General features: G+C 38.0%; 21 protein-coding genes. 7 read left to right on the plus strand and 14 right to left on the minus strand.

The features are described from left to right. Positions 1-148: 148 nt before the first annotated feature. Complete coding sequence (locus ASE92_RS07610) at positions 149-550, plus strand: RNA-binding S4 domain-containing protein (RefSeq protein WP_056849512.1); 402 nt, start codon at positions 149-151, stop codon at positions 548-550. Here the strand turns inward: ASE92_RS07610 and ASE92_RS07615 are convergent. From ASE92_RS07615 to ASE92_RS07625, 3 genes are all read right to left on the minus strand, one after another. Beyond that, positions 547-1,317, minus strand: a complete 771-nt coding sequence (locus tag ASE92_RS07615) for an EcsC family protein (RefSeq protein WP_056849513.1) — start codon at positions 1,315-1,317, stop codon at positions 547-549. The genes ASE92_RS07610 and ASE92_RS07615 overlap by 4 nt on opposite strands. Positions 1,318-1,563: 246 nt before the next feature. Beyond that, on the minus strand, positions 1,564-2,040 hold the full coding sequence (locus tag ASE92_RS07620; RefSeq protein ID WP_056849514.1) for a nucleoside deaminase: 477 nt from the start codon (positions 2,038-2,040) through the stop codon (positions 1,564-1,566). A 65-nt stretch (positions 2,041-2,105) separates the two neighbouring features. After that, complete coding sequence (locus tag ASE92_RS07625) at positions 2,106-2,705, minus strand: OmpH family outer membrane protein (RefSeq protein WP_056849515.1); 600 nt, start codon at positions 2,703-2,705, stop codon at positions 2,106-2,108. A gap of 888 nt (positions 2,706-3,593) precedes the next feature. Here ASE92_RS07625 and gyrB point away from each other — a divergent pair. Next, a complete protein-coding gene (gene gyrB / locus ASE92_RS07630; protein WP_056849516.1) occupies positions 3,594-5,552 on the plus strand; it encodes a DNA topoisomerase (ATP-hydrolyzing) subunit B in 1,959 nt (652 codons plus the stop codon). An 89-nt stretch (positions 5,553-5,641) separates the two neighbouring features. Here gyrB and ASE92_RS07635 read toward each other — a convergent pair whose 3' ends face one another. Next, positions 5,642-6,055, minus strand: coding sequence for a hypothetical protein (locus ASE92_RS07635; RefSeq protein ID WP_157255687.1), 414 nt, complete (start codon positions 6,053-6,055; stop codon positions 5,642-5,644). A 51-nt stretch (positions 6,056-6,106) separates the two neighbouring features. Next, on the minus strand, positions 6,107-6,907 hold the full coding sequence (locus tag ASE92_RS07640; RefSeq protein WP_056849518.1) for a tRNA pseudouridine(38-40) synthase TruA: 801 nt from the start codon (positions 6,905-6,907) through the stop codon (positions 6,107-6,109). A gap of 78 nt (positions 6,908-6,985) precedes the next feature. On the opposite strand from ASE92_RS07640, the gene ASE92_RS07645 reads away from it, so the two are divergent. Further along, entirely contained in the window at positions 6,986-7,360 is a 375-nt protein-coding gene (locus ASE92_RS07645) for a YchJ family protein (RefSeq protein ID WP_235527315.1), read from the plus strand. Here ASE92_RS07645 and ASE92_RS07650 read toward each other — a convergent pair. The 7 genes from ASE92_RS07650 to mnmD all read right to left on the minus strand — a co-directional run bounded on the left by ASE92_RS07650 (position 7,357) and on the right by mnmD (position 12,281). Continuing rightward, positions 7,357-7,752 carry a hypothetical protein gene (locus ASE92_RS07650; RefSeq protein ID WP_056849520.1) on the minus strand — a complete coding sequence of 132 codons (396 nt, stop codon included), beginning with the start codon at positions 7,750-7,752 and terminating at the stop codon, positions 7,357-7,359. The genes ASE92_RS07645 and ASE92_RS07650 overlap by 4 nt on opposite strands. Before the next feature lies 1 nt (position 7,753). Further along, complete coding sequence (gene mazG / locus ASE92_RS07655; RefSeq protein WP_056849521.1) at positions 7,754-8,560, minus strand: nucleoside triphosphate pyrophosphohydrolase; 807 nt, start codon at positions 8,558-8,560, stop codon at positions 7,754-7,756. 10 nt (positions 8,561-8,570) lie between these two features. Beyond that, on the minus strand, positions 8,571-9,020 hold the full coding sequence (locus ASE92_RS07660) for a hypothetical protein (protein WP_056849522.1): 450 nt from the start codon (positions 9,018-9,020) through the stop codon (positions 8,571-8,573). A gap of 35 nt (positions 9,021-9,055) precedes the next feature. Next, the gene (locus ASE92_RS07665; RefSeq protein WP_056849523.1) at positions 9,056-9,352 is read right to left on the minus strand and encodes a hypothetical protein; all 297 of its coding nucleotides are present in this window, start codon (positions 9,350-9,352) and stop codon (positions 9,056-9,058) included. Positions 9,353-9,355: 3 nt separating this feature from the next. Beyond that, the gene (locus tag ASE92_RS07670) at positions 9,356-10,465 is read right to left on the minus strand and encodes an AI-2E family transporter (protein ID WP_056849524.1); all 1,110 of its coding nucleotides are present in this window, start codon (positions 10,463-10,465) and stop codon (positions 9,356-9,358) included. Positions 10,466-10,546: 81 nt separating this feature from the next. Beyond that, positions 10,547-11,494, minus strand: coding sequence for an aldo/keto reductase (locus tag ASE92_RS07675; RefSeq protein WP_056849525.1), 948 nt, complete (start codon positions 11,492-11,494; stop codon positions 10,547-10,549). 112 nt (positions 11,495-11,606) lie between these two features. Further along, positions 11,607-12,281: a tRNA (5-methylaminomethyl-2-thiouridine)(34)-methyltransferase MnmD gene (gene mnmD / locus ASE92_RS07680; protein ID WP_056849526.1), complete on the minus strand. Its 675-nt coding sequence runs from the start codon at positions 12,279-12,281 to the stop codon at positions 11,607-11,609. A 113-nt stretch (positions 12,282-12,394) separates the two neighbouring features. Here mnmD and ASE92_RS07685 point away from each other — a divergent pair, with 113 nt between their 5' ends. Then, positions 12,395-12,739 (plus strand): MmcQ/YjbR family DNA-binding protein, encoded by a 345-nt coding sequence (locus ASE92_RS07685; RefSeq protein ID WP_056849527.1) that lies wholly within the window; start codon positions 12,395-12,397, stop codon positions 12,737-12,739. Between the two features lie 13 nt (positions 12,740-12,752). On the opposite strand, the gene ASE92_RS07690 is transcribed toward ASE92_RS07685, so the two are convergent. After that, complete coding sequence (locus ASE92_RS07690; protein WP_200926368.1) at positions 12,753-13,529, minus strand: DUF2625 family protein; 777 nt, start codon at positions 13,527-13,529, stop codon at positions 12,753-12,755. A 261-nt stretch (positions 13,530-13,790) separates the two neighbouring features. After that, positions 13,791-15,827: a M13 family metallopeptidase gene (locus ASE92_RS07695; protein WP_056849528.1), complete on the minus strand. Its 2,037-nt coding sequence runs from the start codon at positions 15,825-15,827 to the stop codon at positions 13,791-13,793. Positions 15,828-16,373: 546 nt separating this feature from the next. On the opposite strand from ASE92_RS07695, the gene ASE92_RS07700 reads away from it, so the two are divergent. The 3 genes from ASE92_RS07700 (at position 16,374) to ASE92_RS07710 (ending at position 22,132) form a co-directional block, all read left to right on the plus strand. Next, complete coding sequence (locus tag ASE92_RS07700) at positions 16,374-18,347, plus strand: heavy metal translocating P-type ATPase (RefSeq protein WP_056849529.1); 1,974 nt, start codon at positions 16,374-16,376, stop codon at positions 18,345-18,347. Positions 18,348-18,375: 28 nt separating this feature from the next. Next, positions 18,376-19,008, plus strand: coding sequence for a Uma2 family endonuclease (locus ASE92_RS07705; protein WP_056849530.1), 633 nt, complete (start codon positions 18,376-18,378; stop codon positions 19,006-19,008). Between the two features lie 433 nt (positions 19,009-19,441). Continuing rightward, positions 19,442-22,132, plus strand: coding sequence for a valine--tRNA ligase (locus ASE92_RS07710; protein WP_056849531.1), 2,691 nt, complete (start codon positions 19,442-19,444; stop codon positions 22,130-22,132). Positions 22,133-22,186: the final 54 nt, after the last annotated feature.

The raw sequence follows: 22,186 nt of genomic DNA on the forward strand, positions 1-22,186 counted from the left end.
GTTTTTTAGATTTTTAGGTGTTTGGTTTTTTTTGATCAGTTTGGTGGTTTCGTTTTTAGTTTAGGTTGCTTAACTTTGGTTTTTATAAGTTGCAGACTTGGATTTTTAGGATATGCACCTTGTAAACAACACCAACTAACAAAGCATCATGGCGGAAACGGAAAAACTTAGGATAGATAAATACTTGTGGGCGATTAGGTTGTTTAAAACTCGAAGCCTGGCTACTGAAGCTTGTAAAGCTGGCCGTGTGAAATTAAAAGGGCAAAATATAAAGCCTTCAGCTATCGTGAAGATTGGCGATGTTTATCAGGTATCAAAAGGAATAGAAAAGAAAGTGATTGAAGTTGTTGATTTTTCTTATAACAGAACAGATTCACCAACTGCCTTAACTAAATACAAAGATCTAACACCGCTAGAGGAAACCAATGCTTTTAAATCAGCATTTCACTCGCCTAACTTAAAGCGAGATCGGGGAACTGGCCGACCAACTAAAAAAGACCGGAGAGAGACTGATGACTTAATTAGTGGTTTGTTTGATGATGAAGATTAACTAATTTTCAAATTCTGATTTTCAGTTTCGTCAGTACTTATTATTGCATACTGCAAGCTGAAAAAACGCATTCTATAGCTCATCATAGCAGTTTTTCCTAACTTATCGATCAATTTGTAATTTGCAACCGCACCCACTGCAGCACCAACAAATGGTAGCATTTGAGCCAGCTTAGCCAAGTCAATATAATCTCGGTATTGCTGCTGAAAGGTAAGCCAGTCAAATTCATCGATATTTGTTGGAAGTTGATGTGCTTTATTATCCCAATCCTGCATTTTAACAAAAATATTTTGGCTCTCTTCTTTACTAGAAAATGCCAGTTGAAAAATGTGAAGGATAAATAAACGCTCGCGATAATCTTTGACATCGTAACCATAAACGGCAGCAATATCGAAAAGCATTTTCATCTTAATGCCCAGCAATAGAGGAAAATCAGCTAAGCTCATCAAGAATCCTCCTGCTCCTGTAATTCCACCTTCTGCTGCTCCTGTTTTCTTATAACTTTCGATTTTCTGTTTAATTAATGCTTCTCGATGCATCAATGTCAAATCGGTTAATGGTTTCGAAGTGGTAAATGTAGAACCAAAAAGTACGGCTTTAACCATTTGTTTTATTGCTGTGGTTATCGCATTGTGAACTTTATCAGGGATATAACTGTTAATTTTTTTTTGAACAGAATTAGTCACTTTATTAAAAAGTGATGGCTTTTGTAAAATTTTAAATTTCCAGAAATCAACTTCACTCGTTATTTTTTGTTCATAATTCATATTTGAGTCTGTTGCAAAAATTGTTCCTTAAATTTTTAATTCTTTATTGATGTTTTAAGTTCAACTTTAAGTCTATTTATCCATGAAATCATTACAGGGTTCTTAAGACAAGAAGATTTGCATGTATTTGTGGATGCTAAAACACTGCAAGATTTGACGTATTAAGTGCTTACATAAAAGAAGGAATTCAGATTAAATTTATTATCGGCGACGAAAACAGTTTCAGCAAAAAGCTGAACCTGGTTTTTAAAAATCTATTTTCATTGCTGAATTGCCCCAGAGTTTAAATGCTTGCATCGCTTCATCTCGCATCATTTGTACCACAGGTAACGACCGTTTATTCATTGGCTTTTCCAGTTCTTCGTAAATAAACTTATCGCTGAAGCCGTTATTTTCTGCGTCAACTTTGGTGTTGGCAAAATAAATTGTTTTAATCCGAGACCAATAGATGGCTCCTAAACACATTGGGCAAGGTTCGCAACTCGTATAAATTACACAACCACTTAAATCGAAAGTGTTTAATTTCTGGCAGGCTAAACGAATGACCGAAACTTCAGCATGTGCTGTTGGATCATTGGTAGAAGTAACTTTATTGGCCGAGCCGGCAACAAATTTTCCATCTTTCACAATTACCGCTCCAAATGGGGTACCAATACTTTCTGTAACATTTTGTATCGATAGCGCAATAGCCATGCGCATAAATTCTTCGTGATCGTTTTTCATGATAAATATTTAAGCAAAAAAAATGCCCCGATGAATCGGGGCATTTTTATATTTCTACTTCAAATTTATTTCTTGCTGTATTGAGCGTTTAAGCCTTTAATCACTTCTGATGTTACATCTAAAGTTTCATCAGCAAATAAAATAGCGCTGTTCCCTTTAGAGTAGGTTAAAACCATTTTATAGCCTTTTTCTTTCGCATAACCTTTTAAATAGTCAGCAACTTTATCATAAAGTTTTTCGTTTTCGGCAGCTTGCTCGTTTTGTAACGCTGCACCAGCATTTTGTTGGTAAGATTGTAATTCTTGTTGTTTACGACCTAAACGTTCTTCAGTCGATTTACGTTGATCAGCAGATAAAGTTTGAGCAGATTGTTGGTATTGAGCCAACTCTCTTTGAAAAGCCTGACCTTTAGCTTGCATATCGGCCTGAGCATTTTTAGTTTTACCTTCAAATTTTACTTTCAAATCTTTGAAGTATTCATATTTAGTTAATAAAGAATCAGAGTTGACGTAAACAATTTTTTCGCTCGGCGCTACTGCTGCTGTGGTGCTATCTGTTTTCTTAGTTTCAGTTGTTTTAGCGTCTTTGTTTTGACATGCAGAAAATGCTGTAATTAAAGCAGCAGTCGCAAATAAACCAAAGGTTTTAAAGGTTCTTCTTTCCATTATTGTTTAATAAATTTCAGCAAAGATAAAAATGATAATTAAGTATGCAATAAATAGTTTCTGCCCATAAACTTTTCAATTATAATCGTTTATAGGTTGATTTAACGAAGTTTAGTTGTCAATTATTATTTGAAAAGCAAATGTGGTGTTCTGTTTTAAAGCTTGTCCCGCCAGCCGCTTTACCTCTCCCGATAAAAAAAATCGGGAGACGTGTTCGCTTTTGTCGGGTTTAAGTGGCGCTGGTAGTGCTTAAATTTATGGTTGCAGGGTTCAAAATCTAAGAAACGTTTCAAAGAATATGAATTCAATTGTTGTTTTTTCGCAGGAAACGTTCCTAAGGAACGAAAAAATGCGTTGTCTGTTTCTCTTGTCAATGAAACATTTTCTGCCGAGGAAACGTTCCTACGGAACGAAAATACGTTGCTTGCTTTTTTAGTACCTCAATTAAGGCTTATACCATCATTTAAATATTGTAAGCAACTCTAGCAAATTGAAATGTGATCATGTCACCAACGCTGTTATTTAAACAGTTCCGTCGTCCCATCAGAACGTCTCCTCGGTATAAAAAGAATAAAGATTTGGTATTTCGTTCTGTAGGAACGTTTCATGTGTTTGACGAGGTTTAATTCGAATTTTTGTTCTTGATAGTTGCAGATTTTAGCCACCTAAACCCGATGAAAATGGAAAGCGCTCAATTCTTCATTGAGCCTTGTAATAAACAGCGGGACTGACATCTATTGGAAGAGCTGATTTTGCTTTCCAAATCCTCATTTAAATGCCCGATAAGCCGTTTTATAGATAAGTTTTTAACCTCTTAAAACTTATCCACATATTAGTTTAATTGCCAAAATTTCCGTATTTTTGATACTTATAGTTTTTAATTAATATATGAGCGAAGAACAAGATTTAAAGTCAAATTATTCGGCAGATAATATACAGGTTTTAGAAGGTTTGGAAGCGGTGCGTAAGCGCCCTTCGATGTATATAGGTGATACTGGTGTAAAAGGTTTGCACCACTTGGTTTACGAAGTGGTAGATAACTCGATTGACGAGGCTTTGGCCGGTCATGCAGATACTATTGACGTTAGAATTTTAGAAGGAAATTCGATTAGAGTAGAGGATAATGGTCGTGGTATTCCGACTGGTATTAATACGAAAGAAAATAAATCGGCGCTTGAAATTGTAATGACGGTTTTACACGCAGGTGGTAAATTCGATAAGGATACTTACAAAGTTTCTGGGGGTTTACACGGTGTTGGGGTAAGTTGCGTAAATGCATTATCTACCGATTTGAAGGCAGAAGTGCATCGCGAGGGTAAAATTTGGATGCAGGAATATAAAATTGGTGTTCCGCAATATGATGTGAAAGAAGTTGGAACTACCGATAAGCGTGGTACGATCGTAACTTTTAGTCCGGATGCTACTATTTTTACGCAAACTACTGAATATAAATATGATACTCTTGCCAGTCGTTTACGCGAATTGGCTTTCCTTAACAAAGGAATTAAACTAACACTTACTGATGAGCGTGAAACGTTGGAAGATGGTTCATTTTTATCAGAAGTTTTTCAATCAGAAGGTGGTTTAAAAGAGTTCGTTACGTTTTTGGACGGTACTCGTGCATCGTTTTTACCTGAACCAATTTATATTGACGGTATAAAAAACGGAGTTCCGGTAGAGTTGGCTTTCCAATACAATGACAGTTACTCGGAAAATGTTCACTCGTACGTAAACAACATTAATACACATGAGGGTGGAACACACATTGCTGGTTTCCGTAGAGGTTTAACACGTACTTTAAAAAGTTATGCTGATAAATCAGGATTGTTGAAAAACCTGAAGATGGAAATCACTGGTGATGACTTTAGAGAAGGTTTAACTGCTGTAGTTTCTGTTAAGGTTCAAGAGCCTCAATTTGAAGGGCAGACCAAAACTAAGTTGGGTAACAGTGAGGTGATGGGTGCTGTAGATATCGCGGTTGGTGAGGCGTTAGGTGCTTATTTGGAAGAAAATCCCAAAGAAGCTAAAATGATCATCAATAAAGTGATTTTGGCGGCTACTGCTCGTGCTGCGGCTCGTAAAGCTCGTGAAATGGTTCAACGGAAGAGTGTCATGGGTGGTTCTGGCTTGCCAGGTAAACTAGCCGATTGCTCTGACAGTGATCCTGAAAAATGTGAAATTTACCTTGTAGAGGGTGACTCGGCGGGTGGTACCGCTAAACAAGGTCGCGATAGAAACATTCAAGCTATTTTACCTTTAAAAGGTAAAATTTTGAATGTGGAAAAGGCGATGGAGCACAAAATTTACGAAAACGACGAGATCAAAAATATGTTTACGGCTATAGGTGTAAGCATTGGTACGCCAGAAGATGATAAGGCTTTGAACATGACGAAACTTCGTTATCACAAAATCGTAATCATGACGGATGCTGATATCGACGGTTCGCACATTACAACGTTGATCCTGACTTTCTTTTATCGTTACATGAGGGCTTTAATTGAAGCTGGATATGTTTACATTGCATCACCACCGCTTTATCAGGTTAAAAAAGGTAAAGAATTTGAATACTGCTGGAATGACGTACAACGCGATGCTGCTGTACAACGTTTAAAAGGTGCAGGTAAAGAAGATAGTGTACACATTCAACGTTATAAAGGTTTGGGTGAGATGAATGCCGAGCAGCTTTGGGATACTACATTAAATCCTGCTACCCGTACTTTATTACAAGCCACAATTGAAAGTGCAGCAGAATGCGACCATACTTTCTCTATGTTAATGGGCGATGAAGTTGCCCCACGTAGAGAGTTTATTGAGCGTAATGCAAAATATGCCAAAATTGACGCTTAAATAAGCTGAAACACTAAAGTTCAAAGGCAAGAAAAAACCCTCTTCAAGATTAATTTTGAAGAGGGTTTTTTTATAGACTTAAATCGGAATTACATTTTTGTTACTTGCAGCTTTACCGTTTTTGGCACAACCGCTTTTTCAAAAGTATTGTATGGATTTACTTCAACAAGTTTAACGGTGTAATTTACGCTTGCAACACTGAAAGTTTGCTGATCTGATAGGCCGACTTTGTTACAATCTCCGCCAATGCACAGCGTTAAATCTTTGGTTTCGCCATTAACTTTTACCGAGAGCTGCGCCTCAGCCTTACCAGCGGTAATACAGTCTGCATTTGGAGGACATCGGTTATCGTTGATGTTGGTTACTGTGACGTTTGCAGAATTAACCATCTGCGATTTGTTCAATGCAAATTCGATGCTTGAGTTGGTTTCTAGGTTCTTTTTCTTGCAACCGAAACTGGTTAATAAAACTGAAAGGAGGATGTAGCTAAGCGTTTTCATCATTGTTGTTCTTGTTTTATTGGTAAAACGAAACTGACATTAAAAATGCTACAATTATACCGAAATCCATTCAGTTCCGAGTAAGGGGCTAATAAAATCAGTTCTAGGTTCTAGGTTTAAGTAGGGGTAGGTTACTTTTGATAAATACAATCCGGTTGGGTGCGCTGGCAATGATAATTTTGATGCTTGCAGGGTGATCAGGTCATTTTCAAACTCATCGACACTCAGCTCATTTTTACCTACCATTAAAATTTTACCCATCGTAATGCGAATCATTTTGCCGAGAAAACGGTTGCTCGCAATGTGAAACCGGAAACGATCTCCTTTCGGATTTACGGATAAATCGGCTTCCATTACATTGCAGATGGTATGTTCATACTTGTCTGGATGAGTACAAAAAGCCCTGTAATCTTTATATTTTGGCAGAAGCTTTACCACAGCTTTCATTTTATCAAAATTAAGATCATTGACCTGATAAAATGAACTCTGTGTACTCAGAAAAGGATCTTTGTAGGTGTGTACAAAATAATCGTACTTGCGTTGAACGGCATCAAAACGGGCGTGTGGCTTGCCTTCCATTTTGATAATGTCGAACACAGCAATGTTATAGGGAAGTGCTTTATTTAGGATATACAGCAAATCAAAATCAATCGTTTTTTCTATATCTGCATGAAAAAAAAATTGACTTGCATGAACATGAGCGTCCGTTCTTCCACAGCCATTAATAGCAATTGGCAACTTTAATATTTTAGAAAGGGTTTGCTCAATAACCTCTTGTACACTTTTAACGCCAGGTTGTTTCTGCCAACCACTAAAGTACTGTCCTTGATATGCAATGTGAAAGAAATACCTCATTATTTTCGAGTGCAATTTTACGGAAATTTTAGCAGAGGAAATATTTAATCCTAAATTTGTTCGTTAATCAAAAGCCAAATGATGATTTGTCCCTGTGGAACGGAACTAGAATATGAAAATTGCTGCCAGCCATACCATTTAAAAGTTACCAATGCGCCAACAGCCGAGATGCTTATGCGTTCTCGATATTCGGCCTTTGTTGTAGCAGATGCAGATTACCTTTTTGAAACTACGCACATCAGTAAACGTAAAGGAAATTCGAAAGATGCTTATCTAAAAAGTGCTAAAAACACTAAATGGCTAAAGCTAGAAATTATTTCAGAAACGTATGATAAAGTTGAATTCAAGGCCTATTATTTGAATAGCAGATTTCAAACTGAAGTGCTCCATGAAAAATCGAACTTCAAATTGGAAGAAGGGAAATGGTATTATGTTGATGGTGTTTTTTATTAAACATCAATATCCAGAGTGATTTCGATTTTATCAGAATTGGTTCTGTAAACATCCAAGGCTACCAAATCAATCGCTAAAACATCTAATGTTTCTGCTTTGGCTAGGCTTAAAAACTGCTCTCTAATTTCTATCAGTAATAACTTCCGGGAGAAACCGATAGCAGAAAACAACTGAAAAGATGTTGGGCTTGTTAGCGGGTAATCGATAACTACAGTAATTTCATGTTCAGATATTACGATTTCATCAGCATCTATCAGATTCAAGATTTCCTCATTTGCCTTGGCTGTGTTAACCCACGGAATAACACCTCCATCAACAGTTTGCGTTGCAGTAACATTAAAAGTAATGATACCAATTAGATTTTTCGCGGCTTCGTTTTCTCCTAACTTCATGCTACAATTTCTTTGCTTCGTTCCAATAAATATCCATTTCACTCAGCGTCATATCTGCCAGGGCTTTACCATTTTCCTTTGCCTTGGTTTCTAAGTATTGGAAACGTTTGATAAACTTTTTATTTGTTTTTTCCAAAGCATTTTCGGGGTTGATGTTGATAAATCGGGCATAATTGATCAATGAAAAAAGCACATCACCAAATTCTGATTCTGCCTTGTCTATATCTATTGCGGTTTGATCTGCAACATTAAATTCGGCTTTAAATTCCTGAAGTTCTTCTTCAACTTTCTCCCAAACCTGACTTTTATCTTCCCAATCGAAACCAACTCCGCGGGCTTTTTCCTGAATTCTGGCTGCTTTTACCAAGGCGGGCAATGATGCTGGAACGCCAGCTAGAACCGATTTATTGCCTTCTTTTAGTTTGATTTGTTCCCAATTTCTTTTTACATCTTCCTCATTTTCCACTTCTACATCACCATAAATATGAGGATGACGGTTAACTAGCTTATTGCAAACGCCATTTAAAACATCAACAATATCGAAAGCTTTGGTTTCTGAAGCGATTCTTGAATAGAATACTAAATGCATCATTACATCGCCTAGTTCTTTTTTTATTTCCTCTAAATCGCCTTCCAGTATGGCATCACTTAACTCGTAAGTCTCTTCAATGGTAAGGTGGCGCAAGGTTTCCATAGTTTGTTTTTTATCCCAAGGACATTGCGTACGCAAGGTATCTAAAACAGTTAGCAGGCGGTTAAAAGCGTCAGCGGGATTACTTGCGGTAACAGGAATAGGATTCTTCGGCATGGTATTTTTATTAGCGAACGCTAAAGTACCAAACCCAGGCGATTAAGAAAAGCTGAAAAGGAATTCTAAACCATAAATATTTTACACCTGGCCCCGGTTGATATAAATTTTCATAGTTAATTTGATGTTTTGCAGCATAAATATTAGCTGGTAATATTGCCAATAAGAAAACGATCAGGCCGATTCCGGAATAATAGCGGCTACTTTCAATACAAAGCCCAACGGCAAAAGCAATTTCTAGTATTCCTGTAAAGATTACAATTTCTACTTTTTTGGGGATAAATAGCGGAATCATCGCAGCCATGGAAGTTTTAAATTTGAAGTGCCCAATTGCAGTAAAGAGCAACATCACCGACATCGCAATATTTCCTGCGAAAATGTCGCCTTTATCGAACGAAGTATGGCCACCGAAAGCCATCAATGCTATATAAACAACAAGAAGAATAAATAGAGGTTTCACTTTCCGGAGTTAATAATAAATTACACCTGGCAAAATTACTTGATTAAGTTGAAGGCAATTAAAATAGTAGCTACAGATAGCACTACCAAACCAGTTAGAAAAACAAAATCGGCCACTTTCTCCAAGTTCTGACTTTCCTGTCTTTCCCTTCGCATTGATACGAATGATAATATACAACTCGTCATAAAAAGCATCACTGCTACTACCGCAAATTCATCAATTATAGAATCATCTGCCAGGTTTAACTTCTTTAGCGAAGTTAATACAACGAAGCAAATCCCTAATAAATTGGCTGATGTACTTAATATGTGAGGTGACCTATTTTCAGGCATTTGTTAATCCTTTTCTTCTAATTTAATCTTCTTAGTGATGCGGTACACCCGCTTCTTCTTTTCTGGTTTATGTTCTTCACCCATTAAAATGCCCCACGGTTTCAAGGTATCTACACGGTCGAAAATAATTTTTAAAATAGCTAAGTACGGAATACATAAAAACATGCCTGATATTCCCCAGATCATCTCGCCAACTATAATACCAATGAAGGCAAATAATGCGTTGATTTTTACCTTGGAACCTACTACAAGAGGCATCAATATATTGCCATCAATAGCATGAACACCAATGTAAGCGATTAAAACAAGCAGTACCTTACCAGCACCAGCAGTGGCAAAAGTAATTAAGCAACTTACCAGCAAGGCAAAGAAAATTCCGAGGTAGGGTACAACATTGAAGATTCCGGCCACAAGGCCAAGTAAAACAGCGTATTTTACCCCCAGTAAACTTAGTACGGTGATCATCAAAACAGTTACGATTAGCATCTGTAAAAATAGACCAATGATATATTTTTTGATGATGAACTGTATTTGGTTCACAATTTCGGTAACCTTTTCTTTATGTTGTGCTGCAAAAACTGAAGTTAAAAATGTGAAAAGTACTCGGCGGTAGTTGAGTATAAAGAAGGTGAAAAGTAGCGTAAAACCCATAAACAGCAAGGTTGATGATAATGTAGCCAGGGTAGTGGCTACAATGGTGGCGCTGGTAGCGAGCGCTTTTTCAGTGCTATCATTTAAGTAAGCAAGCTGCTTTTCAGTATTTACGTGGAAGGTAGTTGAAATCCATTTCTGTAACTCGTGATAAGAAACATTCGCTTTTTCTTTCAGCAGTGGCCAGTCTGCCCATAATGAACTCAGTTGATTGCCAAAAAAATAAACTATTCCACCGATTACGGCAATCATTAGGATAACGGAACAAATGGTAGAAAGGCTTCGCTTGAATCCAAATTTTCGCTCCACAAAGTTACTCACTGGCAAAAGTAGAATTGCCATCAGTAAAGAAAATAAAAGTGGCGCCAACAACGAATGCCCTAAAATAGCGATGTAGGTTAAACTTATTAAACAGAATAATACAAGGGCGAGCTTGGGTAGAAAAGTGAGTTTTTCTTTCATGGTTATATAAAAATCCTGTTTAATACAAAATGCCCGATTAATTGTTTCACTAATCGGGCATTTAAATATAAGAGAATATTTTTAATAGCTGCTCGCTTGATCTAAAAGAGAAATATCTTCAGCAGTTAGTGTTAGATTTGCTGCTTCCGTAAATGATTTTAGCTGACTTAAATCAGTAACACTTGCTATGGGGGCTGTAACTGAAGGCCTTTGCAGTAGCCATGCTAACGCTACCGATGCTTGCTCAACGCCATGCGTTTCTGCAACTTGATCTAGCGCATCCAAAATTTTAAAACCTCTTTCGTTTAGGAATTTTTTAACACCACCACCTCGCTGACTTTTTTTCAAGTCATCTTCGCTGCGGTATTTTCCTGTTAAAAATCCACTTGCCAGGGAATAGTAAGTAATAACACCCAGCCCATGGTCGAGACAGATTTTTTCATGTGATTGCTCAAATTCTTCCCGATCAAAAAGGTTGTAGCCGGGCTGATAAACCTCGTAGCGTGGAATATTGTTGTTTGCAGAGAAGAGCAAAGATTCTTTTAAACGATCAGCCGAAAAATTCGAGGCACCAAGCCACCGTACTTTTCCTGCCTTAATTAGTGATTCATAGGCTCCCAATGTTTCATCAACAGGCGTAGTTTCATCGTCGAAATGTGAAAAATATAAATCGATGTAGTCCGTTTGCAAACGCGAAAGCGAATGTTCTACAGCATTAATGATATAGTCTTTTTTAAGGGATTTACCCTGACCCATGTCAGAGCCTACTTTGGTAGCAATTACAATTTCCTGGCGCTTGTTCGTCTTTTTTAGCCAGTTGCCAATTATCGTTTCTGATTCACCGCCTTTATTACCAGGAACCCATGTCGAATAAACATCCGCGGTATCGATAAAATTGAATCCACTTCCAACAAAGTGATCTAATATTTCAAATGATTTCTGCTCGTCTATTGTCCAGCCGAAAACGTTTCCTCCAAATACAATGGGCGCTATAGTTAAGTCGGTTTTTCCTAAAGTTCTTTTTTCCATAATAATGATGATTAGTATAGCATCAACAATTATATGCAAAAGTGGTTTTCTTCAGCAGGTCGGATTTGTGTCAGAAAGGATAGGTGAGAACTGGCGCTAAATATTTACCTTATTATTCATTTTCCATTCCTTTGGTAGCCCTAAGCATTTCCCTTTTTCCTGGTGCTCCAGGCAGTTTTTCGATTGAGAAACCGCAAGCTTTGACTGCTCTTTTTAGTTTCCCGGTAATGGCATAGGTTACAAAGGTTCCGCCCGGTTTTAAAAAACTGCAAACATGGGCAATAATTTCATCGCTCCACATTTCAGGCTGGTGTTGAACAGAGAAAGCATCGTAATAAATTACATCAAATTTCTGATCTGTAGTAAAAGTTGCAAGTTCGGTGTGCGCAATTTCTAACTCGCAGTGCGAAGATAAATGCTGCTTCGATTTTAAACTTTGATCATAGTTGGTGATAAATTTTTCCCAGATATCTGGCGATACGAATGCAGCATAACCTGTTGCATTTAACACATCTAGGGCAAGTGGAAATGCTTCAATGCTCACATAATCAAGTTTGATTTGGTTTTGCATACAATAATCCACGCTCAAGAGAAAATTGAGTCCCGTTCCAAAGCCTACTTCCAAAATCGATATTTCAGTTTTTTCAGCAGAAGCATGCACTAAGCCAGCATTGATGAAAACATGTTTACTTTCTTGCAAGGCGCCGTGTTTACTATGATAATGTTCGCCTATCGTTTCATTGTAAAGTGTATTAGAACCGTCGGCAGTTTGGGTAAGAATATTCATGACCAGGATAAAGGATTATAAGATTCTCATGATTAAGAGAAGAATTGTTACTTTCGTAATCAGGTACAAACATAGTGAAATTTGCATTTGTCCACCTTCAAAACAAAAGAATAATGGATATCGAATCATTTAGAGAATACTGCTTAAGTTTACCAGGTACTACCGAAGGCATGAAATGGGATCATTTGTGTTTCATGATTGAGGAGAAGATTTATGTGATCGTCGCGATTGATTCCGGATCAAGTTTCTCCATTAAATGCAACCCTGACGATTTCGATGCCTTGACAGCGAGAGATGGAATTGCGCAAGCCTATCACCTAGCAAAACGCCAATGGATTCAGGTTGCCAGTTTGGATGTGCTTAACGACAAGGAACTAAAAAGTCTTGTAGCGCAGTCAAGAGCTTTGGTATTAGCCAAACTTTCGAAGAAAACACAGGCTAAATATCAGGAATTATAGATTGCTTTCAGAATTACTGTTTTGAATCGTCTTTTTTGATTCCCGCATCTGCGTTAAGTTCTTTCGATTTTAAGATGTTAAAACGATACATTTCCTCAATGCCAACCAGCTTTCTACTGCATTTTTCTATATCGGTATTTTTCTCCCACAAATATGGTCGGAAACTGTAGGTTTTGGTTCCCTCCAGGTTTCCAATAAATTGGTTCCAGGTGCTCCAACGTAAGCCTTTGTAAAATTTATTTAAATCACTATCGAAGCAAAAAATTAAAAATTCTCCATATCCGGCTCCAAGCGGTTGCCAGGTTAACGTATTCGGTTCGAGGTAATAAACATTTTTAATATCGGGCCCCAAACCGCCATAATTTATAGCGAAAAACCCGCCGATTGCATCGTCGGCAATTAATAGGTAAGGGATTTTATCACCATATTCTTTAATGGTTTTTTCTTTATTCCAGCTGGCAATATCTCTGTTTAAACGCTCACTTCCCGATCCTAAAATTCTGATCCAACCATTATCAACCATGATACCTCCGGTATTGTAAATTACAGATCCGAGGGTGGCGTAGGTAGAAACCTGAGCGTTATATAAAGTCTGTTTCGCTTTAGCAGAATCTACAGGCAGAACCTCAACTTTGTTTTTTGCTGCATCAATCCACTTTTTAACTAATGGCCACGCAGGATCGGTTTTATTGATCAGGGCATCCAGACTTATCAAGTTATCCTGTGCAAAACTGATATTAGAGGACAAGGCTAAACCTAAAATAAAAAGTGCTTTAATAATGCTTCTCATGTATGATAATTATGTTATTCAAAGATAAGATGATATTTAAGATTTACTAAACTAACCATATTTTTTGTTGCTCAGCTTTCTTAATTTATTGATGAATATTGTTCTAGCTGCTACATGTTGCAGAAAACCCTGGTAAAACAAAACGTCCCGGATAGCCGGGACGTTTGCATGATAGGTTTGATATTCCTCTTCGAGATGAAAAACTATAGGGATTTAAAGATTGATGTTGAGGGCTTTCGCCTTCAATCTTCTACTTCAGTGTTACCACATTCTAATTCTGTCTTCTGGTTTTTTGTACAATTTATCGCCAGGTTTTACGTCGAACGCCTGGTACCAGGCATCCATATTTACCGGAGCGCCAATTGTACGGTACGGACCAGGTGAGTGTGGATCTGTTTTAATTAACTGAGCGGCACTTTCTGGAAGAATATTTCCTCTCCATACCTGCGCCCAAGCCAGGAAGAAACGTTGATCTGGTGTAAAACCATCAATTTTCTCATTGCTCTGACCTTGTTTAGTCATTTTAAAGGCAGTATAAGCGGCGTTAAGTCCACCTAAATCTCCAATGTTTTCGCCCATTGTTAGTTTACCAATTACATGAACAGTATCTAAAACAGTGTAGGCATCAAACTGCTCACCCAAAGCTTTTGTTTTTTCTTCAAACTTTTTACGGTCTTCAGCAGTCCACCAGTTTTTTAAGTTACCTTTTGCATCATACTGGCTGCCGCTATCATCAAAACCATGGCTCATTTCATGTCCGATAACTGCGCCAATTCCACCATAGTTTAGAGCATCATCCGCATTTGGATCGAAGAATGGAAATTGTAAAATCCCGGCAGGAAAGGTAATTGAATTCATTGTTGGGCTGTAAGATGCATTTACCGTAGGTGGCGTCATACCGAAACGAGTTCTGTCTACCGGTTTACCTAATCGGTTAACATTTTCATTGTACCCCCAAACGCTTGCATTGCGAAGATTTTGGAAATAGGTTCCTCTGTTAATGTTTAAACCTGTATAAGTTTCCCACTTAGTGGTATAGCCCACTTTAGGTTCGAATGCGGCAAGTTTCTCCAGCGCTTTTTTCTTTGTTTCATCGCTCATCCACTCTAAACCTTTAATTCTGATTTCGAACGCTTTGCGAAGGTTTACAATCATGGCATCCATACGGGCTTTCGCTTCTGGTTTAAAGTATTTAGCCACATATAACTGACCTAATAATTCGCCAATAGTGCCATCTGTTAAAGATGACATGCGTTGCCAACGTGGTGTTTGAACTTTCTGGCCGGTTTGTGCCTGGGTAAAAGCAAAACTTGCTTTGACAAATGGAGAACTTAAACTTCCGGCAGAACTTTTTAAAACATTCCATTCTAAGTAAGTTTTCCAATCTGCAACCGGGATAGATTTTAACATCCCATCAAGGCTGGTCATAAATTTAGGAGAAGAAACTAATAAAGTATCCTGACCTTTAATTTTAAACTTGGTTAAGTAATTTGCCCAGTTAATGTCAGGCGTTTTTTTGTTCAATTCAGCAACAGTAAGTTTGTTGTAAGTTGCATAAGGATCACGCATCTCTAAGCGGCTCATTTGTGCCTCGGCAAACTGCTTTTCAATTTTGAATACTGTTTCTGCTTTTTTCTTGGCCTCTTCAGGTGTGCTTCCAGTTAAAGTAAACAGGGTAGTAATGTAAGTGTTATAGGCTTCACGAATTTTTACGCTTCTTGAATCATCCTTCAGGTAATAATCACGATCAGGCAGGGTGGTTCCGCCCTGGCCAATGTTAACCATGTATTTGTTAACGTTTTTACGATCCTGACCAACGCCAAGGCCAAACATTGGGCTTCCAATTCCACTTACACGCATGTAAGCCACCTGGTCAAGCACGCCTTGAATATCCTTAATTTGTTTAATTTTTTCTAAATCGGCCTTAATAGGGGTGTAGCCTAATTTTTCTATGGCAACCGTATCCATCGCGGCAGCGAAAAAATCGCCCACTCTACGTTTCACCGAACCTGCAGGCGCAGATTTATCTGCGGCAGCTTCTTCTACTAAGGATTTTACGGCATTAATATTGAAATCGCGAAGCTCGTTGAATGATCCCCAGCGGGTTTCTTTTGCTGGGACAGGATTGTTTTTTATCCAGGTACCACTTGCGTAAGTGTAGAAATCATCGCCTGGTTTTACGGATAAATCCATATTTGCCGGGTCGATAAATTTTCTGGTGGTTTGTGCATTTGCAGAAAAGGCAGCAGCAACTATAGCTAGCCCTGCAAAATAACTTTTCAAATTTTGGTATTTCATTCGCTTTTAAAGTTAGTTTTAACAGCGAAATTTATGAAATACTAATTAATACTGAAACAATATACCAAGAATATTACTTGTTAAACCAATAGTAAATTTTGGCTAAGCCCAAACGTCTAATAAATTCAGCTGGCGAAAAATGGAATTTTAAGGATTTCATGATTTTTGAATCTTATTACAGTATTAACATTTTTTAACATAAATTATTGTGGTGGGCTGAAAATTTTTAACTATCGAGAATGATTTAGAATAATAAGTTTTGTTTTCTATAAATTTGATTTTAATCAGGGGATTTGGAAATGAGCGGTCGGTATACCATCGGATTTGTAGTCCCAGTTTTTGCTGCAACAAAAGCAGAGAAAGCTTTTTGTTTTCGCTACAATCGGGTTTAGTAGACTTCTGATAGTACTCCTATTTTAGCCACCTAAACCCGATAAAGTGGAAAACCCGGAACCCGATTTTCATCGGGTGAGGATTTGAAACGGTAGCGGGAACACAAAAACCGAAGAGGAACTGACGTTGCTTTTCACAACGAGAAAGAAATAAATGAGTCATCCACACGATAAAGACGATAACTGTTGCAGTAGCAAAGCACACCAAGATCAGCACCAGCATAAGCACGCAGAGGGTGATGAGCAAGATCATGATCACGGTGGCGATCCGTCATCTTTTAAAGCATATTTGCCCGCAACAGTAACGTTAATCATGTTACTTATTGGTATTGTATTTGATAATTTTTTAAAGATCGATGCATTTAAAATTATTCGTCCGTATTGGTATATTGTAGCTTATTTACCTGTAGGCATTCCGGTTTTAAAAGAGGTTTGGGAAACTTTTAAAGCCAAAGATTTTTTTACCGAATTTTCTTTAATGTCTATTGCAACCATTGGCGCTTTCGCTATTGGAGAATACCCTGAGGGCGTTACGGTCATGTTATTTTACACTATCGGCGAGCTTTTTCAAATGGCCGCAGTGAATCGGGCGAAGAGAAATATTTCTGCCTTGCTCGATGTTCGGGCTGATGTAGCCAGCGTGTTGCGAAACGGAAAATACGAAACCGTAAATCCGGAAACAGTAGCCATTGGGGAAATTATTCAGGTTAAAGCCGGTGAAAAAATCGCTTTAGATGGCGAAATGTTATCAGATAAAAGCAGTTTCAATACCGCTGCTTTAACAGGTGAAAGTAAGCCAAAAACCATTAATAAAGGCGAAAAGGTATTAGCGGGAATGCTCAATTTGGATAGGGTTATTGAAATTAAAGTAACCAAAGCTTTTGCAGATAGTGCGCTTTCGCGGATTTTAGAGATGGTACAAAATGCCACAACCCGTAAAGCAAAAACAGAATTGTTTATCCGTAAATTTGCTAAAATATATACGCCAATCGTGTTCTTTTTGGCGTTGGCTTTGGTTACTGTCCCGATTTTAATTTTGGGTAAAGATTATCATTTTCAAACCTGGCTATACCGCTCACTCGTGTTTCTGGTTATTTCTTGTCCTTGTGCCTTGGTTATTTCTATTCCCCTTGGCTATTTCGGTGGAATTGGCGCTGCCTCTGCTCACGGAATTTTGTTTAAAGGCTCCAACTTTTTAGATCTGATCGCCAAACTAAACACGGTTGTAATGGACAAAACCGGAACGCTTACCAAAGGTGTGTTCAACGTTCAGCAGGTGGAGAGTTTAATTGATAGAGAGGAATTTATAACATTATTAGCTGCTGTTGAAGGAAAATCTACACACCCTATTGCAAAAGCCATTGTAGAATATGCCGCGGAAAAAGAACTCCATGCTGCCGAAAATATCGAAGAAATTGCTGGAATGGGTTTAAAAGGGGTTGTTGACGGCAAAGAAGTTCTGGCCGGAAACGTTAAACTTCTGGAGAAATTTAAAATTGATTTCGACATTAAAATAAAGGATATAGTTGAAAGTATTGTGGTACTGGCTGTAGATGGAAAATATGCCGGCTACGTTTTAATTGCCGATGAAATTAAAGAGGATGCAGTATTGGCTATTGAACAACTGCATGAAAATGGCGTAAAACAGGTTGTCATGTTAAGTGGAGACAAAACATCGATTGTAAAAAAGGTGGCTGTTGTTTTAGGTATTGATTCTTATTTCGGCGATTTACTGCCGGAAGATAAGGTTGCTAAACTCGAAGAAATTAAAAAAGATAAAACTAAAGTTGTAGCTTTTGTCGGCGATGGAATAAATGATACGCCTGTTTTAGCGATCAGTGATATTGGTATGGCAATGGGCGCTATGGGTAGCGATGCGGCTATAGAAACAGCAGATGTGGTAATTCAGACTGATCAGCCGTCGAAAATTGCAACTGCAATCAAAATTGGTAAAGCAACTAGGAAAGTAGTCATTCAAAATATAGTTTTGGCCTTTGCAGTAAAGGCATTGGTTTTAATTTTAGGGGCAGGTGGCGTGGCAACCATGTGGGAAGCAGTGTTCGCAGATGTTGGAGTAGCATTATTGGCTATCTTGAACGCCGTCAGGATTCAAAAGATGCAGTTTTAATTTACTACAGAATTGAGTATATTTGGTTATGTCTGAGCCGATTCCATATCCTGAAATACATGATGAACCCGTTCGTCAATTCAATGATATTGATGCATCGTTGACTTATAGCTATGCAAATTACTTAAACTGGCTTTTTGAAGAGAGAGTAGAGCTGATTAAAGGAACAATCTTTAAGATGAGTCCTGCTGCTTCACGGGTGCATCAGGAAATATTTAGAAACATTTTCATGAAAATTGGGAATTTTTTGGAAGGCCAGCCTTGCAAATTTTATGCTGCTCCTTTTGATGTTCGCTTCCCAAAGGAAAGTAAAGCTGATAAGGATGTCTTTACAGTGCTCCAGCCTGATATTTGTGTAATATGCGATAAAAGTAAATTGGATTATCGCGGTTGTATTGGCGCTCCTGATATTGTTGTTGAAATTCTCTCGCCAGGGAATAATAAAAAGGAATTGCTAAATAAATATCAGGTTTATGAAGAGTTTGGTGTGAAAGAATATTGGGTGGTTAGCCAAAGTGATCAAAGCATTCTTATTTATACTCTTAACAATATTGGTAAATTTCAGCCTTCAAAAATATTTACCCTGAGTGAAAAAATTACTTCCTCTGTTTTGCCTGGTTTCGAGCTTCTTCTGGATGATGTTTTTGCAGATTTGGATTAGGGTTTTGATTACCGTTGATTGAAACCAACGGCAATGAACTTCGAAAGTTATAAGGAGGTTTCTAATTTTTTCCGTTGGTTTAAACCAACGGCAATGAAAGGAAAACCCGATAATTTATTCACATTTCATTGCAGGTTGCTCTAGCTGCCTGACCTTTTAAATTTTGTTGGTTGGCTTCAGCCAAAATATGCTATCTGTATTGGCCGAACAATTAAAGGTGTAGCAAACAGAATTTTCTAAACCTGATTGTAGTGTAAATACTTTTTGATGCAGGCTTAAACAAGCTTAGAATGACTTTCGCGAAAAGATTGCAACGAAAAGCAGGACTGACTTTGCAATGAAATGCAGGCCTGGCTTTTCAAATGAATTCTACTTTAAGTTTTGACCCTAAAAACGTATTTTTGCCACTCAAATTGATACTGAATAATTTTTCATGAGCATTTCCACGAAGTACAATCCTGCAGAAACAGAAGATAAATGGTATAGCTATTGGCTATCGAAAAAGTTTTTTCATTCCGAGCCTGATGAGCGTGAACCTTACACTATTGTAATTCCACCGCCAAATGTTACCGGAGTGCTGCATATGGGGCACATGTTAAATAATACCATTCAGGATGTTTTGATTCGTAAAGCCCGTATGCAAGGCAAAAATGCTTGCTGGGTTCCGGGAACTGACCATGCATCTATCGCAACCGAAGCAAAGGTAGTGGCGATGTTAAAGGAACAAGGCATCAATAAAAAAGACCTATCCCGCGAGGAATTTATGAAATACGCCTGGGAGTGGAAAGAGAAATACGGCGGGATTATTTTAGAACAATTAAAGAAATTAGGTGCAAGTTGCGATTGGGACCGTACGCGTTTCACGATGGAAGAAGATCTTTCTGAAGCCGTAATCGATTCCTTTATTCACTTGTACAAAAAGGGTTGGATTTATCGCGGTATCCGGATGGTAAATTGGGATCCGGCAGGTAAAACTGCCGTATCTGATGAAGAGGTAATCCGTAAGGAAGTAAATCAAAAACTATATTACATTCGCTATACTATTGTTGGTGAAAAGACTGCTGACTCCGGACTTAAGACTTCTGACTATCTTGTTGTTGCAACTACCCGTCCGGAAACGATAATGGCTGATGCCGCAATTTGTATTAACCCGAACGACGAACGGTTTACCCACCTAAAAGGTAAAAAGGTTTTTGTGCCATTGGTGAACCATGAAATTCCGGTTATAGAGGATGAATATGTTGATATTGAGTTTGGTACAGGTTGTTTAAAAGTTACTCCGGCACATGATTTGAACGATTATGAGCTAGGTGTGAAACACAATTTGCCCGTAACCGATATCTTGAATGATGATGGAACCTTAAATGAATTGGCGGTCATTTTAGTGGGTGAGGACAGGTTTGTTGCCCGTAAAAAAATTGCCAAAATGCTGGAAGAGGCTGGTCATCTGGATAAAGTTGAAGACTATAAATCGCAGGTTGGTTTCTCGGAACGTACAGATGCTGCAATTGAACCAAAACTTTCTATGCAGTGGTTTGTAAAGATGAAAGAAATGGCTCAGCCGGCTTTGGATGACGTTTTAAACGGTGAGGTTAACCTGATTCCCAATAAATTCGAAAATACTTATCGCCACTGGATGGAGAATGTTCGCGATTGGAATATTTCTCGTCAGCTTTGGTGGGGGCAACGCATTCCGGCTTGGTATGATGATAAAGGAAACTGGGTAGTTGCTAAAACGAAAGATGAAGCTTTAGAAGAATTTTGGAAGAAAAAACATTTAGACGAAAATTATTCAGAAGCTGAAAAAGCTGGTTTTAAGCATCAGCTAGAGCCCTTTTTAAGGCAAGATGAGGATGTAATGGATACCTGGTTCTCTTCCTGGTTATGGCCAATTTCGGTTTTTGATGGATTTAAAAATCCTGATAATAAGGATATAAATTACTATTATCCAACCAATGATTTGGTTACGGCACCTGAAATTTTATTCTTCTGGGTGGCACGTATGATTATGGCCGGACATGAGTTTATGGGCAAGAAACCATTTACAAATGTTTATTTAACCGGAATTGTGCGTGATAAGCTGGGTCGTAAGATGTCTAAATCTTTAGGCAACTCTCCAGACCCGATTGGATTGATAGAAAAGTATGGTGCTGATGCAGTGCGTGTGGGTATGTTAATGTCATCGCCCGCAGGCAACGATTTAATGTTCGATGAAAGTTACTGCGAACAGGGACGAAATTTCGCATCCAAAATATGGAATGCTTTCCGTTTGGTTAAAGGTTGGGAAGTTGATGAAAGCTTGGAAAATCCAAATACCCAGGCCATGTCATGGTTCGAAAATCGTTTCAAGGAAGCGCTTGTAGAAATTGAGGCGAATTTTAAACAATACCGTTTATCAGAAGCATTAATGATCACTTACAAGCTGGTTTGGGATGATTTCTGTGCCTGGTATTTAGAAATGGTTAAACCTGCTTATCAACAGCCAATTGATGCTGAAAGTTATCAAGCAACCATCTCGTTTTTCGAGAATATTATTAAGTTATTGCACCCCAATATGCCTTTCCTAACGGAAGAATTATGGCATGATGATTTATTTGCTGAACGGGGAGAAATGGATTGCTGTATCGTTGCCGAATATCCGAAAGGTGGCTCAATAGACGAAAGTTTATTAAAAGACGCGGAGGTGATTAAAACTGTAATTGCCGAAATTAGGAATGTTCGTAATCAAAAACAGATTTCTCCGAAAGAAGCCTTGCCCTTAAGTTTAAAAGTGAATTCTGAGATTGACTATAAGAAATGGTTGAATGTGATATTCAAATTAGCAAATGTTTCTGAGGCTGAAATGGTGGATGATAAGATTGCAGGTGCAACTGCTTTTATGGCTGGTAAAGATGAATTTTTTATTCCCTTAACAGAAAATATTGATATTGATGCAGAACGCACCCGTTTAAATGCTGATTTGGTTTATTTACAGGGTTTCCTAAAATCGGTTGATGCCAAACTGAGCAACGAACGTTTCGTTCAAAATGCCAAACCAGAAATTATCGCAAACGAGCGCAATAAAAAAGCAGATGCCGAAGCCAAAATAAAGATTATTGAGGAAAGCCTGTTAATGCTTGGCTAGCGTTTGATAATAACCTCACCCTATTAATGGTTGTGGTTCGGCAATTGTTCTGCT

Origin of the sequence: Pedobacter sp. Leaf41 (assembly GCF_001422545.1) — a bacterium.
In the GTDB taxonomy this organism is placed as follows: domain Bacteria; phylum Bacteroidota; class Bacteroidia; order Sphingobacteriales; family Sphingobacteriaceae; genus Pedobacter.

Coding starts and splice junctions, on each gene's coding strand:
- ASE92_RS07610 (WP_056849512.1), top strand. CDS start 149: ATGGCGGAAACGGAAAAACTTAGGATAGATAAATACTTGTGGGCGATT.
- ASE92_RS07615 (WP_056849513.1), bottom strand. CDS start 1,317: ATGAATTATGAACAAAAAATAACGAGTGAAGTTGATTTCTGGAAATTT.
- ASE92_RS07620 (WP_056849514.1), bottom strand. CDS start 2,040: ATGAAAAACGATCACGAAGAATTTATGCGCATGGCTATTGCGCTATCG.
- ASE92_RS07625 (WP_056849515.1), bottom strand. CDS start 2,705: ATGGAAAGAAGAACCTTTAAAACCTTTGGTTTATTTGCGACTGCTGCT.
- gyrB (WP_056849516.1), top strand. CDS start 3,594: ATGAGCGAAGAACAAGATTTAAAGTCAAATTATTCGGCAGATAATATA.
- ASE92_RS07635 (WP_157255687.1), bottom strand. CDS start 6,055: ATGATGAAAACGCTTAGCTACATCCTCCTTTCAGTTTTATTAACCAGT.
- ASE92_RS07640 (WP_056849518.1), bottom strand. CDS start 6,907: ATGAGGTATTTCTTTCACATTGCATATCAAGGACAGTACTTTAGTGGT.
- ASE92_RS07645 (WP_235527315.1), top strand. CDS start 6,986: ATGATGATTTGTCCCTGTGGAACGGAACTAGAATATGAAAATTGCTGC.
- ASE92_RS07650 (WP_056849520.1), bottom strand. CDS start 7,752: ATGAAGTTAGGAGAAAACGAAGCCGCGAAAAATCTAATTGGTATCATT.
- mazG (WP_056849521.1), bottom strand. CDS start 8,560: ATGCCGAAGAATCCTATTCCTGTTACCGCAAGTAATCCCGCTGACGCT.
- ASE92_RS07665 (WP_056849523.1), bottom strand. CDS start 9,352: ATGCCTGAAAATAGGTCACCTCACATATTAAGTACATCAGCCAATTTA.
- ASE92_RS07670 (WP_056849524.1), bottom strand. CDS start 10,465: ATGAAAGAAAAACTCACTTTTCTACCCAAGCTCGCCCTTGTATTATTC.
- ASE92_RS07675 (WP_056849525.1), bottom strand. CDS start 11,494: ATGGAAAAAAGAACTTTAGGAAAAACCGACTTAACTATAGCGCCCATT.
- mnmD (WP_056849526.1), bottom strand. CDS start 12,281: ATGAATATTCTTACCCAAACTGCCGACGGTTCTAATACACTTTACAAT.
- ASE92_RS07685 (WP_056849527.1), top strand. CDS start 12,395: ATGGATATCGAATCATTTAGAGAATACTGCTTAAGTTTACCAGGTACT.
- ASE92_RS07690 (WP_200926368.1), bottom strand. CDS start 13,529: ATGAGAAGCATTATTAAAGCACTTTTTATTTTAGGTTTAGCCTTGTCC.
- ASE92_RS07695 (WP_056849528.1), bottom strand. CDS start 15,827: ATGAAATACCAAAATTTGAAAAGTTATTTTGCAGGGCTAGCTATAGTT.
- ASE92_RS07700 (WP_056849529.1), top strand. CDS start 16,374: ATGAGTCATCCACACGATAAAGACGATAACTGTTGCAGTAGCAAAGCA.
- ASE92_RS07705 (WP_056849530.1), top strand. CDS start 18,376: ATGTCTGAGCCGATTCCATATCCTGAAATACATGATGAACCCGTTCGT.
- ASE92_RS07710 (WP_056849531.1), top strand. CDS start 19,442: ATGAGCATTTCCACGAAGTACAATCCTGCAGAAACAGAAGATAAATGG.